A 14,147-nucleotide genomic window follows, 5' to 3' on the forward strand; every position below is an offset into this window, starting at 1 on the left:
ACCGATGACCCCCGACACCGCGCCACCGCAGCTGGTGGACAGCCATTGCCACCTCGATTTCCCCGATTTCGACGGAAAACACGGCGATCTGGTCATCCGCGCCCGCGCCGCCGGGGTCAGCCGCATGGTGACCATCTGCACCCGGCTGCGGCTGGAACCGCAGGTCCGCGCCATCGCCGAGGCGCATGACGGCGTGTTCTACGCCGCCGGCACCCATCCGATGTATGCGACCGAGGAACCGCTGGTCACGGTCGAGGCGCTGGAGGCGCTGGCCGCGCACCCGAAATTCGTCGGTATCGGCGAAACCGGGCTCGACTATCACTACACTGCCGACAGCGCCCGCGCGCAGGCCGAAAGCCTGGTGGTGCATATCGAGGCCGCGCGCCGCACCAGGCTGCCTCTGATCATCCATTCCCGCGACGCCGACGACGACATGGCCACGATCCTCGCGCGCGAACACGCGGCGGGGGCGTTTTCCTGCGTGATGCACTGCTATACCTCGGGGCCAAGGCTTGCGCAGGTGGCGCTGGACCTGGGGTTCTATCTGTCGATGTCGGGGATCGCGGCCTTCCCCCGCTCGACCGAGATCCGCGAGATCTTTGCCGCAGCACCGCTCGACCGGGTGCTGGTCGAAACCGACGCGCCCTATCTGGCCCCGCCCCCCTATCGTGGCAAGCGCAACGAACCCGCCTATGTCGTGCACACCGCCCGCGCCGGCGCCGCGCTTTACGGGCTGACCGAGGCCGAGTTCGCCGCCGCCACCAGCGCCAATTTCGACCGGCTGTTTACCCGGGCCGCGGGGCCAGCGCGGTGATCCGCGCCACGATCCTCGGCTGCGGTTCGTCCGGGGGGGTGCCGAGGCTGGGCGGGCATTGGGGCGAATGCGACCCCGCCAACCCCAAGAACCGCCGCCGCCGCTGTTCGCTGCTGGTCGAGCTTCCGGGCCGCCTGGGTGCCACGCAGGTGCTGATCGACAGCGGCCCCGACATGGTGGCGCAGCTGACCGACGCGGGGGTGGGGCTGCTGGACGCGGTGGTCTGGACGCATCCGCACGCCGACCATATCCACGGGCTCGACGACCTGCGCCAGATCGTCCACAACCGCCGCGCGCTGCTGCCGGGCTGGGCCGACCAGCCCACGGCGCAGGCGCTGCTGCACCGCTTCGGCTATGCGTTCGAGACGCCGCCCGGCTCGACCTATCCGCCGATCCTGCAGCTGAACCTGATCGACGGCCCCTTCACCATCGAGGGCGCGGGCGGCGGGCTGCATTTCACCCCGTTCACGGTCGACCACGGCGGCATCCCCTCGCTGGGGTTCCGCATCGCCGAGGCCGAGGGCGGCAAGGCGCTGGTCTATCTGCCCGACGTGCGCGAGATCCCCGACGAGGCCTGGCCCGCGATCATGCACCCCGAGGTGTTCATCTGCGACGCGCTGCGCCGCACGCCGCACCCCAGCCACGCGCATCTGGCGCTGTCGCTGGACTGGATCCGGCGCTCAGGCGCGCGGCGCGGGGTGCTGACGAACATGCATATCGACCTCGACCACGACAAGCTGCTGGCCGAAACGCCCGCGAATGTGGTCCCCGCCCACGACCTCATGGTGATCGAGTTGTGAGCGTCCTTTTCACCGTCGTCCTGCCGGTCTTCCTGATCCTCGGCTATGGCTATGTGGTGACCTGGCGCGGGATGCTGTCGGATTCCGCCATCGACGGCATCCAGCGCTTTGCGCAGAACTTTGCCCTGCCGGTGCTGCTGTTCCAATCCATGGCGGCGATGGACCTGGGCGCCGATCTGGATGCGGGGATGCTGGGGGCGTTCTATGCCGGCGCCTTTCTGGGGTTCGCGCTGGGGTATTTCGGCGCGCAGGCGCTTGGCCGCCCGCCCGAGGATTGCGTGGCGATCGGCTTCGTGTGCCTGTTTTCCAACTCGCTGCTGCTGGGGGTGCCGATCACCGAACGCGCTTACGGGGCGCAGGCGCTGACGGGGAACTATGCGATCATCTCGATCCATTCGCCGCTGCTTTACACCTTCGGGATCACGGTGATGGAGTTCACCCGCGCCCGCGGCCAGAACCTGTCGGTGGCGACCGTGGCGCTGCGGGCGTTGGGGGGCGTGCTGCGCACGCCGCTGGTGATCGGCATCCTCGCCGGGCTGGCGGTCAACCTGGCGCAGACCGCCGGGCTGGTCCTGCCCGAGGGGTTCTGGGCCGCCGCGGGGATGATCGCGCGCGCGGCGCTGCCGGCGGCGCTGTTCGGGCTGGGCGGCATCCTCTATCGCTACCGCCCCGAGGGTGAGCTGCGGCTGGTCGCCCTATGCTGCGCGGCCTCGCTGGTCATCCACCCGGCGGTGACGCTGGCGCTGACCCATGCCTTCGGCACCCCGCCCGCCGGGGTACGCTCGGCGGTGCTGACCGCGGCGATGCCGCCGGGGGTCAACGCCTATCTGTTCGCGGCGCTTTACGGGCGCGCGCAGCGGGTGGCGGCGTCCAGCGTACTGGTCGCCACGGCGCTGAGCCTGCTGACCGCATGGTTCTGGCTGGGGCTGCTGCCCTAGGCGCGCGCCGTCAGACCCGGACCTCGTAATACCCCAGCGCCGGGCCGATCTCGTCTTCCTCATAGCGGAAATGCGAGCGCACCGCCCGGTCGAGCGCGGCAAAACCCGCGGCGCAGGCGTCGAAACGCGCGGGCGCCGGGTCCTCGGCCAGCGCATCGGCGTCGGCGGCCAGCGTCTCGATCAGCACCTCCAGCCCGCGATGTTCGGCGCGCAACCGGGTAAGGACCGCGTTCAGCCCCGGGTTTCCCTGCCGTTCCAGCGCCGGGTAAAGGTGGAAATCCTCGATCTGGTGGTGGGTGGTGATCGCCCGGCATTGCTGGCCGCAGGCGGTGCCGAACAGCGCCAGGTTCCGCGCCATCGGCATCCCCCTGACCGCCGGGGCCAGTTCCCCCGGCTGCGCCAGTCCGGCGCGGATGTCGCCCATCAGCGCCCCCACCGCCGACAGGTCGCGCAGATACCAGCGGTGGATCGCCGCCAGCCCCTTGCCGTTCAGCTCCTGGAACGGCGTCAGGGCGAACTCTGGCGCGCGGGGCCGGGCGGCGTCGTCCTCGATCTCGTCCGGGGTCATGCGGGGGTCATGCCGGGGTCAGGCCGCGCAACCTTTCGCCGCGCCGGCGCAACAGCTCGACCGTGGTCAGCAGCGCGATCGAGAACACCACCAGCAGCGTCGCCACCGCCAGGATCGCGGGCGAGATCTGTTCGCGGATGCCGTTCCACATCTGCCGCGGGATGGTCTGCTGGTCGGGGCCGGCGATGAACAGCACCGCCACCACCTCGTCGAACGAGGTGACGAAGGCGAACAGCGCCCCCGAGATCACCCCGGGCAGGATCAGCGGCATCGTCACCTTGAAGAACACCCGCCGCGGGTTGGCCCCCAGGCTGGCCGCGGCCCGGTTCAGCGACTGGTCGAACCCGATCAGCGTCGCGGTCACCGTGATGATGACAAACGGAATCCCCAGCGTGGCATGGGCCAGGATCACCCCCAGATAGGTATTCGCCAGGCAGCCGTTGTTCGACAGCACCGGCGCCAGCAGCCGCCCCAGCGTGGTGGTGCTGTCCACGCAGGCCGAGGAGTAGAAGAAGAACATCCCCGTCGCGGTGATGATGATCGGCACGATCATCGGCGAGATCAGCACCGCCATGATCATCCGGCGGAACGGCATCTCCGGCCGCGACAGCCCCAGCGCCGCCAGTGTCCCCAGCACCGTCGCCAGGATGGTCGAGAAGATGCCGATGATCACCGAGTTCTTGGCCGCGTTGATCCAGCGCGCATTGGCCCAGACATCCGCCCACCACGCCGCGTCGCGCGGCGCGTCGGGGCGCGCCATGCCGAAGGTCAGCAGCGTGTCGTACCAGCGCAGCGAATATCCCTCGGGGTCGAAGCTGCGCATCCTGGCGGTAAAGGTGAAATACGGCTCGGCGTTGAAGCTGAGCGGGATCACCACCAGGATCGGCGCGATCAGGAAGGTGAAGATCGCGACGCACAGCGCGATATAGGTCCAGTGCCAGATCCGCTCCAGCGGCGAGGCGTAGGTCGGCAGCGCCATCGGATTACCCCAGCTTGAGATTGTCGATCCCGACCAGACGGTCGTAGACCCAGTAAAGCACCAGCACGCCACCCAGCAGCAGCGCGGCCAGCGCCGCCGCCATCGACCAGTTCAGCGTCTCGGTCATGTGCATGGCGATCATGTTGGAAATCAGCTGCCCGGTCGAGCCGCCGACCAGCGCCGGCGTGATGTAGTAGCCGACCGCGAGGATGAACACGAGCAGCGCCCCCGCCCCCAGCCCCGGCAGGGTCTGCGGGAAATAGACGCGCCGGAACGCCGTCCAGCTGGTCGCGCCCAGGCTGCGCGCGGCGCGCACATAGCTGGGGTTGATCGTGCGCATCACGGAATACAGCGGCAGGATCATGAACGGCAGCAGGATATGGGTCATGGCGATGATCGTGCCGGTGCGGTTGTAGATCATCTGCAGCCGCCCGTCCGGCCTCACGATTCCCAGCCAGACGAAGATGTCGTTCAGCACCCCCTGCTGCTGCAGCAGCACCATCCAGGCGGTGGTCCTGACCAGCAGCGAGGTCCAGAACGGCAGCAGCACCAGGATCATCAGCAGGTTCGATTTCCGCATCGGCAGCGTCGCCAGCAGATGCGCGATCGGGAAGCCCAGCAGGAAGGTCATGCCGGTGATCAGCAGCGACAACCCCAGCGTGCGCTTGAACAGCATCACATAGACCTGCTGGCGCTCGGGGACCGTGGTGACGTTGCCTTCGTCGTCGCGGGTGCGGTCCAGCGCCGCCAGGTAGAAATTGGCCGTATAGGCCGACGAGGCGCTGCGCATCGCCCGCCACAGGGTCGGGTTGTCCCATTTCGCATCCGCCGCCAGCAGCGCATCGCGGTAGGGCGGCTCGAACCCGTCGCGGGCCTTGCGCCCGGTCGAGGTGAACAGCGAGCGCGTGCCCGGCACGTCATAGTTGATCCTGGTGCCGACGATGCCGATGGTGCGGTTCTCGGCCGCGGCCTTGAGATCGGCGGCCAGCGCCCCCCAGGCGGCGTCGTCGATGGGGGTGCCGGGCGGGTTGTCCTGGAACCACGCCGAGACCTGCGGCATGTTGTCGGCGAACCCCGCGTTGTACATCGAGCGGTGCAGCATCTGCCCGATGGGGATCACGAAGGTGATCACCACGAACAGCAGCAGCGGCGCCACCAGCAGGAACGCCCGCCGCCGCGCCCGGGCCGAGCTGCGGGCCAGCGCCCGCGCCAGCGGCTGCCCGTCTGCGGTGGTCAGCAGCGTTGCCGCCCCGCCCGAGGCTTCCGAGACGACTGCGGCGTGAGGATCGAGTGCGGTCTGCATGGCGTCCTTCGTCATATCTATCGGTCCGGCGGTTGCCCGGGACCAGTCAATCCTGTCCCAGCCACGCGGTAAAGCGCTCGCGCAGCTCGGTTTCATGGTCGGCCCAGAACTCGGGGGCCACGAACAGCGCATTCGCCATGTTCGCGGGGGCGGTCGGCAGATGCGGGGCCAGCCCCGTGCCCGCGTCGGCCAGCATCGCCTGCGCCGACAGCCGCGGCGGCCCATAGGGCAGGATCGCGGCGCTGCGCAGCTGCGCCTCGGCCGAGGTCGAGAACGCCACGAACGCGCGCGCCTGCTCGGCCAGCGGCGCGCCCTTGGGGATCACCCAGCCCTCGACCTCGTAAAGCTGCGCATCCCACAGGATCGCCAGCGGCAGCCCGTCGAGCTCGGCCGCCTTGTAGACGCGGCCGTTATAGGCGTGGGCCATGGCGACCTCGGCATCGGCCAGCAGCTGGATCGGCTGCGCGCCGGCGTCCCACCAGACGATCTGGTCGCGGATACCGTCCAGCCGGGCAAGCGCCCGTTCCACGCCCGCCTCGGTCGCCAGCAGCTCATAGACCTGCCCGGCGGGCACCCCGTCGGCGATCAGCGCCAGCTCGAGCGTGAACTGCGGGGTGCGCCCCAGCCCCCGCCGCCCCGGGAACCGCTGCAGGTCAAAGAAATCCGCCGCGGTCTGCGGCGCGGGATCCAAGGCGCTTGCGTCATAGGCGATGACGGTCGAATAGATGTCGGTCGGCACGAAGCATTCGCCCAGCGTGCCGGGCATGAAATCCGCCACCGCGGGGGTGCCGTCGGGGGCGGGCGGCAGGGTGGCGGGGTCGATCGGCTCGACATCGCCCTCGGCGCACAGGCGCATGGCGGCGCCCTGCCCGACGCTGGCCACATCGGTGGTGACATTGCCGGCCTCGACCTGGGCCTTGACCAGCCCGGCCGGGTCGTCGGTGTCGACGAAGCGCAGCTTGCGGCCGGTGGCGGCGGCAAAGGGCTGCGCCAGCGCCGCATCCTGCATGGCCGCGAAATCCCCGCCCCAGGACACCACGGTCAGGGGCGCATCATCCGCCAGCGCGGGGACCAGAACGGCGGCCGGCAGAAGGACAGCGGACAGGATCAGCGGCTTGAGCATCGAATTGCCTTTGCGGGGTCGGGGCGCACGCGGGTCTGCGCGCGCCCCGGTCTGGTTCAGCCGGCCAGCCAGGCGTTGAAACGCTCGGTCAGCTCGGTGCCGTGGTCGGCCCAGAACCCGGCGTCGTTGACCAGCGCGCTTTCGGCATTCTCGGGCGTCGTCGGCAGATAGGGCGCCATCTCGGTGGTGCCGTCCTTGTAGGTGCCGACGCTGGGCGCGGCCGATTTGCGCGGCGGACCATAGGCGATGTATTTCGACAGATCCGCCTGCCGCGCCGGGTCCGAGGCGAAGGCGATGAACTTCTGCGCCGCCTCCATGTTGGGGGCGCCCTTCGGGATCACCCAGTAGTCCATGTCGAGGTTGGCGCCGTCCCAGACAAAGCCGAAGTCCTTGCCCTCGCCGACCATCGCATCGAAGATCCGGCCGTTATAGGCCAGCGTCATCGCGACTTCGCCATCGGCCAGCAGCTGCGGGGCCTGCGCGCCGGCTTCCCACCAGACCACCTGGTCCTTGATGGATTCGAGCTTGGCAAAGGCGCGGTCCACGCCCTCGGGGGTGGACAGCACGTCATACACCTCGTCCGGGGCTACGCCGTCGCCCAGCAACGCGAACTCCAGCGCGTATTTCGGGCGCTTGATGATCCCGCGCTTGCCGGGGAAGTTCTCGAGGTCGAAGAAATCCGCGACCTTGGTCGGCGCGGTGTCGAACGCGCCGACATCATAGGCGATGACCGTGGCCCAGACCATGATCGCGGTGGCGCATTCGTGCAGCGCCTGCGGCAGGTAATCGTCCTCGGCCGTCGAGCCGTCGGCGCCCGGCGCCAGCATCGCGGGGTCGATGGGCTCGATCAGCCCCTCGTCGCACAGCCGGATCACGTCGGACTGTTCCACGTCGAACACGTTGCCGGTGACGTTGCCGGCCTCGACCTCGGCCTTGAGCTTGGCCGGCGGGTCCGAGTTGTCGACCATCATCGCCGGGATGCCGGTTTCCGCGGTAAAGGGCTTGGCCAGCGATTCGTTCAGTGCCTCGCCAAAGGCGCCGCCATAGGTGGTGATGGTGATCCCGTCCTGGGCCGAAACCGCTGTGGCCGCCATCAGCGCCAGCGCGGTGCCCGCGATCAGTCGTTTCGTCATAAGGGTTCCTTCCCGTTGATGGGGTCGGTTGCGGGGGCGGTCGATGGGGGCGCCACGCCGCGGCGACGCCCCCACCCTGTCAGGTCAGCTGGCCAGCCAGGCGTTGAAACGCTCGCTCAGCTCGCTGTCGTGGTCGACCCAGAAATCGGCGTTCGAGTTGATGCCCTGCTCGATATTGCCGGGGGTGGTGGGCAGATGCGGCGCCATCGGGATGTCCTTGCCGTCGACATTACCGACCAGCCCGGACGAGGACTTCCGCGTCGGGCCATAGCTGATCAGCTCGGCGGCGCGGGCCAGGCGCTCGGCCTCGGTGGTGAAGGCGATGTATTCCAGCGCGTTGTCCTTGTTCGGCGCGCCTTTCGGGATGATCCAGCCCTCCATCTCGTAGACCTGCCCGGTCCAGACGATGTTGAACGGCTTGTTCTCGCCGATGGCGGCGTTGAAGATGCGGCCGTTGAAGGCATAGGCCATCGTCACCTCGCCGTCGGCCAGCAGCTGCGGCGGCTGCGCCCCGGCTTCCCACCACACCACGTCGCCCTTGATGGTGTCGAGCTTGGCAAAGGCCTGGTCCACACCCTCAGGCGTGGCCAGCACGTCATAGACATCCGCCGGCGCCACCCCGTCCGCCATCAGCGCGAATTCCAGGTTGAACTTGGCGCCCTTGCGCAGGGTGCGCTTGCCGGGGAACGCGGCGGTGTCAAAGAAATCCGCCGGGGACGAGGGCTTTGCATCGGGGAATTTGCTGTCGTCATAGGCCATGACCATCGACCACACGTCGGTCGCGACGAAACATTCGGTCAGCGCGCCGGGCAGGAAATCATCCTCGGGGGTCGAGCCGTCCGGGCCGGGCTTGAGCACCGACAGGTCGATTTCTTCCAGCGCGCCTTCGTCGCACAGCCGCAGCGCGTCGGCATATTCGACCGAGGCCACGTCGGCGGTGACGTTGCCAGCCTCGACCATCGCCTTGATCGGGGTCGAGGGGTTGTCGGCGTCGGCCACGGTGATGCGGATGCCGGTTTCGGCCTCGAAGGGGGCGTTATAGGCCGTCGCGTGCGAGGCCCCATAGGCGCCGCCCCAGTCGAGAATGTTCAGCACGCCGCTGCCCTGGGCCGAGGCCATCGAGGCCATCCCGACCAGTGCCGTCGAGGCGATCAGCAGTTTCTTCATGTCTTTCCTCCCGTTGAGTGCGATTCTTGTCAGACCGGATCAAGCGCCCTCGCGTCCTGCGGGTGCCAGCCGATCCTGATGCGCTGGCCCGGCTCCAGCCGGGTCTGGCCCAGCGTGTTGCGGAACTTCATCACGAAATCCTCGCTGCCGGCGACGGTCATCCGGGCGCGCAGGAGTTCGCCCATGTAGATCACGTCGCGCACCTGCGCATCGATGGTGTGGGCGTCCGAGGGCATCAGCTCGGGCTTGAACTCGACCCGTTCGGGGCGGATCGACACCAGCGTCTGCTGCCCGATACCGCTGACATTGACGGCGGTGGCGTCGATCAGCTCGCCCGTGGCCAGCCGGACCAGCGCGCGAGAGCCGTCCATTTTCTCGATCGTGCCAAGCAGCTTGTTGTTTTCGCCGATGAATCCGGCGACGAAGCTGTTTTCCGGCTGCTCATACAGCACCGAGGGCGCGGCAAGCTGCTGGATACGCCCGTCGTTGAACACGGCGATGCGGTCCGACATGGTCAGCGCCTCGCCCTGGTCGTGGGTCACATAGACCACGGTGATTCCAAGACTGTCGTGCAGAGACTTGATTTCATACTGCATATGCTCGCGCAGCTGCTTGTCCAGCGCGCCCAGCGGCTCGTCCATCAGCACCAGCTGCGGGTCGAAGACCAGCGCCCGGGCCAGCGCGATCCGCTGCTGCTGGCCGCCCGAAAGCTGCGCCGGGCGGCGGTTGCGGAACTTGCCCATCTGCACCATGTCCAGCGCGCGGGTGATGCGGCTTTCGCGTTCGGCCTTGCCCATGCCGCGGACTTCCAGCGGAAACGCCAGGTTCTCGCCCACCGACATATGCGGAAACAGCGCATAGTTCTGGAACACCATGCCGATGCCGCGCTTGTGGGGCGGCACGTCGTTGATGTTGCGTCCGTCCAGCCGGATCTCGCCATGGGTGGCGGTCTCGAACCCCGCCAGCATCATCAGGCAGGTGGTCTTGCCCGACCCCGAGGGGCCCAGCATGGTCAGGAACTCGCCCTTGCCGATCGAGAGGTTGAGGTCCTTCACGACAAGGGTCTGGCCGTCGTAGCTTTTCTGGACATGGTCGAAGACGACGAAACCGTCGTTGCCGAAGGCAGTGGTCAAGGCGCTCGCTCCCCGTCGTTCTTGTCTGCGCATGGACACTCTAACCAGCGCCACAATCGTCCCGCAATGCCGTATTTTGGTGAAACTGGCCGATCCCGCCGGCGATTGCACCGGCGGCAGCGCCGGGCCCGGGCGCAGCAGAAACGAAAAGGCGCCCGCTAGGGGCGCCTTTGTCATGGTGCGGTCGAAAAGACTCGAACTTTCACTCCGGTTAAGGAACAGCGACCTCAACGCTGCGCGTCTACCAATTCCGCCACGACCGCATATCCGTGGTGAGCGCTGACATAGCCGCGCCCGCGGCGTTTGAAAAGGGGGCGCGGCAGATTTCGGGGCCGGTTTTCGTCACTCGGCGGCGATCACCGCGCCGGGGGTATAGTTCAGCAGCGGCGCCAGCCAGCGCTCGGCCTCGGCCAGCGTCATCCCCTTGCGGGCGGCGTAATCGGCCACCTGGTCGGCCTCGACCTTGGCGACGCCGAAATAATAGGCGTCGGGATGCGCCAGATAGAGCCCCGAGACCGAGGACCCCGGCCACATCGCCATGCCGTCGGTCAGTTCCACCCCCGTCGCCGCGGTGGCGTCCAGCAGCGCAAACAGCGTGCGCTTTTCGGTGTGGTCGGGCTGGGCGGGATAGCCGGGCGCCGGGCGGATGCCCTGATAGGGTTCGGCGATCAGTTCCTGCGGGGTAAAGGATTCGTTCTGCGCATAGCCCCAGTATTGGCGGCGCACCCGCTCGTGCACCAGCTCGGCCAGCGCCTCGGCGAAGCGGTCGGCCAGCGCCTGCAGCAGGATCGCCGAGAAATCGTCATGCGCATCCTTGAAGGCCTGCACCCGGTCGGTTTCGTCGCCCGCCGTCACCACGAAGCCGCCGATCCAGTCCCGCTGGCCCTCGGGCGCCATGAAATCGGCCAGCGCCACGTTCGGGCGGCCATCGCGCTTGATCACCTGCTGGCGCAGCGTGTGCAGCGTGGCCAGCGGCGTGGCGCGGTTCTCGTCCGCCCACAGCCGGATGTCGTCGCCGACCCGGTTCGCCGGCCAGAAGCCGATGACCGCGCGCGGGTTCAGCCAGCGCCCCTCGATGATCCGCGCCAGCATCGCCTGCGCGTCGGCGAACAGCGCCCGCGCCGCTTCGCCCTGTTTCGGGTCGTCGAGGATGCGGGGATAGACCCCCTTCATCTCCCAGGTCTGGAAGAACGGGGTCCAGTCGATATAGCGCGCGATCTCGGCCAGATCCCAGTCGGGCAGCGCCAGCGTGCCGGTGAACTGCGGCGGCGTCGCCTGATAGGCGGACCAGTCGGGCTTGACCGCGTTGGCGCGCGCATCCTCGATCGAGAGCCGCGGGCGGTTGTCGTCGCCGCGGTTATAGCGGTTCGCGACCTCCTCATATTCCCGGCGCAGGTCGCTGATATAGCTGACCTTCTCATCCGACAGCAGGTTCGAGACCACCCCCACCGCGCGGCTGGCATCCGTCACATAGACGGTCTGCCCCTTGTGATAGCGCGGGTTGATCTTGACCGCGGTATGCACGCGGCTCGTGGTGGCGCCGCCGATCAGCAGCGGGATGTCGAAGCCCTCACGCTCCATTTCCGAGGCGACATGCACCATCTCGTCAAGCGAGGGCGTGATCAGCCCCGACAGCCCGATGATGTCGACCTTTTCCGCCCGCGCGGTCTCCAGGATCTTCTGCGCCGGGACCATCACCCCCAGGTCGATGATCTCGTAGTTGTTGCAGGCCAGCACCACGCCGACGATGTTCTTGCCGATATCGTGCACGTCGCCTTTCACCGTTGCCATCAGGACCTTGCCGGCGGAACTTGATCCGCCCTCGGACTTTTCGGCCTCCATGAAGGGCAGCAGGTGGGCGACGGCCTGTTTCATCACCCGGGCCGATTTCACCACCTGCGGCAGGAACATCTTGCCGGCCCCGAACAGGTCGCCGACCACGTTCATCCCGGCCATCAGCGGGCCTTCGATGACATGCAGGGGACGGGCGGCGGCCAGACGGGCCTCTTCGGTGTCCTCGGTGATATATTCGGTGATGCCGTTGACCAGCGCGTGTTCCAGCCGCTTGTCCACCGGCCATTCCCGCCAACTCAGGTCCTTTTCGCGGGCCTTGGCGCCACCCTCGCCCTTGAACCGCTGGGCAAGGTCCAGCAGCCGCTCGGTCGCGGTGCCCTCGCCCGCCGGGCGGCGGTTCAGCACCACATCCTCGCAGGCCTCGCGCAGCGCCGGGTCGATCTGGTCATAGACCGCCAGCTGGCCCGCGTTCACGATGCCCATGTCCATGCCGGCCTGGATCGCGTGATAGAGGAACACCGCGTGCATCGCCTCGCGCACGGGCTCGTTGCCGCGGAAACTGAAGGACAGGTTCGACACCCCGCCCGAGACATGGGCGTGCGGCAGCCCCTGCCGGATGCGGGCGGTGGCGCGGATGAAATCGACGCCGTAATTGTCGTGTTCCTCGATCCCGGTCGCCACGGCGAAGATATTGGGGTCGAAGATGATGTCCTCGGGCGGGAAGCCGACCGTGTTCACCAGCAGCTCATAGGCGCGCGAGCAGATCTCGACCTTGCGATTCTCGGTATCCGCCTGCCCGGTTTCGTCGAAGGCCATCACCACCACCGCGGCGCCATAGCGGCGGCACAGGCGGGCGTGGTGCAGGAACTGTTCCTCTCCCTCTTTCAGGCTGATCGAGTTCACCACCGCCTTGCCCTGGGTGCATTTCAGCCCGGCCTCGATCACCTCCCATTTCGAGCTGTCAATCATCAGCGGCACGCGGGCGATGTCGGGTTCCGCCGCGATCAGGTTCAGGAAGGTGGTCATGGCGGCGGCCGAATCGATCAGCCCCTCGTCCATGTTCACGTCGAGGATCTGGGCGCCGTTTTCCACCTGGTCGCGCGCGACCTCCAGCGCCGCGGGGAAATCCCCGGCGGTGATCAGCTTGCGGAACCGGGCCGAGCCGGTGACGTTCGTGCGCTCACCCACGTTCACGAAGGGGATCGCGTCGGTCTTGATGAACGGCTCCAGCCCCGACAGCCGCAGCTGTGGCGCGATCTCGGGCACCCGGCGCGGCGGATGCGCGGCCACCGCCGCGGCAATGGCGGCGATATGTTCCGGGGTCGAGCCGCAGCAGCCGCCAACGATATTGACCAGCCCCTCGGCCGCGAAACCGCCGATTTGCGCGGCCATCAGCTCGGGCGTTTCGTCATAGGCGCCCATCTCGTTCGGCAGCCCGGCGTTGGGATAGGCGCAGGTCAGCGTGTCGGCGATATCCGACAGCTCGACCAGATGCGGGCGCATCGCATCCGCCCCCAGAGCGCAGTTCAGCCCCACGGTCAGCGGCCGCGCGTGGCGGATCGAATGCCAGAACGCGGTCGGCGTCTGCCCCGACAGGGTGCGCCCCGACAGGTCGGTGATGGTGCCGGAAATCATCAGCGGCAGGATCAGGCCGGTATCCTCGAACACCTCGTCGGCGGCAAAGATCGCGGCCTTGGCGTTCAGCGTGTCAAAGATCGTCTCGATCAGGATCAGGTCGGCGCCGCCGGCGATCAGCCCGCGGATCTGTTCGGCATAGGCCACCCGCAGCTGGTCAAAGCTGATGGCGCGGAAGCCCGGGTTGTTCACGTCGGGGCTGAGCGAGGCGGTGCGGTTCGTCGGCCCCAGCGCACCCGCGACCCAGCGCGGCCGCCCGTCCTGCGCGGTGGCCCGGTCCAGCGCCCGGCGGGCGAGGATCGCGCCCTGCCGGTTCAGCTCGAACACCTGCGCTTCCATCCCGTAATCGGCCTGCGCGATGCTGGTCGAGGAAAACGTGTTGGTTTCCACGATATCGGCGCCGGCCAGCGCATAGCGGTAATGGATTTCCTCGATCGCCGCGGGCTGGGTCAGGTTCAACAGGTCGTTGTTGCCCTTTTGCGGGTGGTTCGAGTGGATATGGCAGCCGCACCCTGCGCCGTGGCCGGTGAAATCATCCTCGGACAGGCCCAGCTGCTGGATCTGCGTCCCCATCGCCCCGTCGAGGATCAGGATACGCTTTGCGGCGGCTTCGCGGATGGCATCGAAAACGGGGGACAGCGTGGGCTGGGACTGGAAGGACATGGCGACCTATCGGGTTCGGCTGGGATTGCCGCCTGTATAGGGCAGGCGCGGCAAGATGTGTAATTCATGTCTTGCAGGCTTTACATGAACGCAGCTC

Annotated in this window: 11 protein-coding genes and 1 tRNA gene; 3 read left to right on the forward strand and 9 right to left on the reverse strand. The window is 67.8% G+C overall.

The window, feature by feature from the left end:
- The first annotated feature begins 4 nt into the window (after nt 1-4).
- The 3 genes from RSP45_RS04080 to RSP45_RS04090 are packed head-to-tail and all read left to right on the forward strand — an operon-like array spanning nt 5 to nt 2,552.
- Nucleotides 5-814 carry a TatD family hydrolase gene (locus RSP45_RS04080; RefSeq protein ID WP_415393315.1) on the forward strand — a complete coding sequence of 270 codons (810 nt, stop codon included), beginning with the start codon at nt 5-7 and terminating at the stop codon, nt 812-814.
- Complete coding sequence (locus tag RSP45_RS04085; protein ID WP_415393316.1) at nt 811-1,614, forward strand: MBL fold metallo-hydrolase; 804 nt, start codon at nt 811-813, stop codon at nt 1,612-1,614. Before RSP45_RS04080 ends, RSP45_RS04085 begins: the two co-directional genes overlap by 4 nt.
- Nucleotides 1,611-2,552, forward strand: a complete 942-nt coding sequence (locus RSP45_RS04090) for an AEC family transporter (protein ID WP_073062382.1) — start codon at nt 1,611-1,613, stop codon at nt 2,550-2,552. Before RSP45_RS04085 ends, RSP45_RS04090 begins: the two co-directional genes overlap by 4 nt.
- A gap of 10 nt (nt 2,553-2,562) precedes the next feature.
- Here RSP45_RS04090 and RSP45_RS04095 read toward each other — a convergent pair whose 3' ends face one another.
- From RSP45_RS04095 to metH, 9 genes are all read right to left on the reverse strand, one after another.
- Nucleotides 2,563-3,120 carry a hemerythrin domain-containing protein gene (locus RSP45_RS04095; RefSeq protein ID WP_415393317.1) on the reverse strand — a complete coding sequence of 186 codons (558 nt, stop codon included), beginning with the start codon at nt 3,118-3,120 and terminating at the stop codon, nt 2,563-2,565.
- A gap of 7 nt (nt 3,121-3,127) precedes the next feature.
- Nucleotides 3,128-4,099, reverse strand: coding sequence for an ABC transporter permease (locus RSP45_RS04100; protein WP_303731140.1), 972 nt, complete (start codon nt 4,097-4,099; stop codon nt 3,128-3,130).
- A gap of 4 nt (nt 4,100-4,103) precedes the next feature.
- On the reverse strand, nt 4,104-5,402 hold the full coding sequence (locus tag RSP45_RS04105; protein WP_415393318.1) for an ABC transporter permease: 1,299 nt from the start codon (nt 5,400-5,402) through the stop codon (nt 4,104-4,106).
- A 46-nt stretch (nt 5,403-5,448) separates the two neighbouring features.
- Nucleotides 5,449-6,525: an extracellular solute-binding protein gene (locus RSP45_RS04110; RefSeq protein ID WP_415393319.1), complete on the reverse strand. Its 1,077-nt coding sequence runs from the start codon at nt 6,523-6,525 to the stop codon at nt 5,449-5,451.
- Nucleotides 6,526-6,581: 56 nt separating this feature from the next.
- A complete protein-coding gene (locus RSP45_RS04115) occupies nt 6,582-7,658 on the reverse strand; it encodes an ABC transporter substrate-binding protein (protein ID WP_415393320.1) in 1,077 nt (358 codons plus the stop codon).
- An 84-nt stretch (nt 7,659-7,742) separates the two neighbouring features.
- Complete coding sequence (locus RSP45_RS04120) at nt 7,743-8,825, reverse strand: ABC transporter substrate-binding protein (protein WP_415393321.1); 1,083 nt, start codon at nt 8,823-8,825, stop codon at nt 7,743-7,745.
- 29 nt (nt 8,826-8,854) lie between these two features.
- Nucleotides 8,855-9,958 carry an ABC transporter ATP-binding protein gene (locus tag RSP45_RS04125; RefSeq protein WP_415393322.1) on the reverse strand — a complete coding sequence of 368 codons (1,104 nt, stop codon included), beginning with the start codon at nt 9,956-9,958 and terminating at the stop codon, nt 8,855-8,857.
- A gap of 176 nt (nt 9,959-10,134) precedes the next feature.
- Nucleotides 10,135-10,221, reverse strand: a tRNA-Leu gene (locus RSP45_RS04130).
- A gap of 79 nt (nt 10,222-10,300) precedes the next feature.
- On the reverse strand, nt 10,301-14,050 hold the full coding sequence (gene metH, locus RSP45_RS04135) for a methionine synthase (RefSeq protein ID WP_415393323.1): 3,750 nt from the start codon (nt 14,048-14,050) through the stop codon (nt 10,301-10,303).
- Nucleotides 14,051-14,147 lie beyond the last annotated feature (97 nt).

This window comes from Paracoccus sp. SJTW-4, from assembly GCF_047716885.1.
Classification (GTDB): Bacteria; Pseudomonadota; Alphaproteobacteria; order Rhodobacterales; family Rhodobacteraceae; genus Paracoccus; species Paracoccus solventivorans.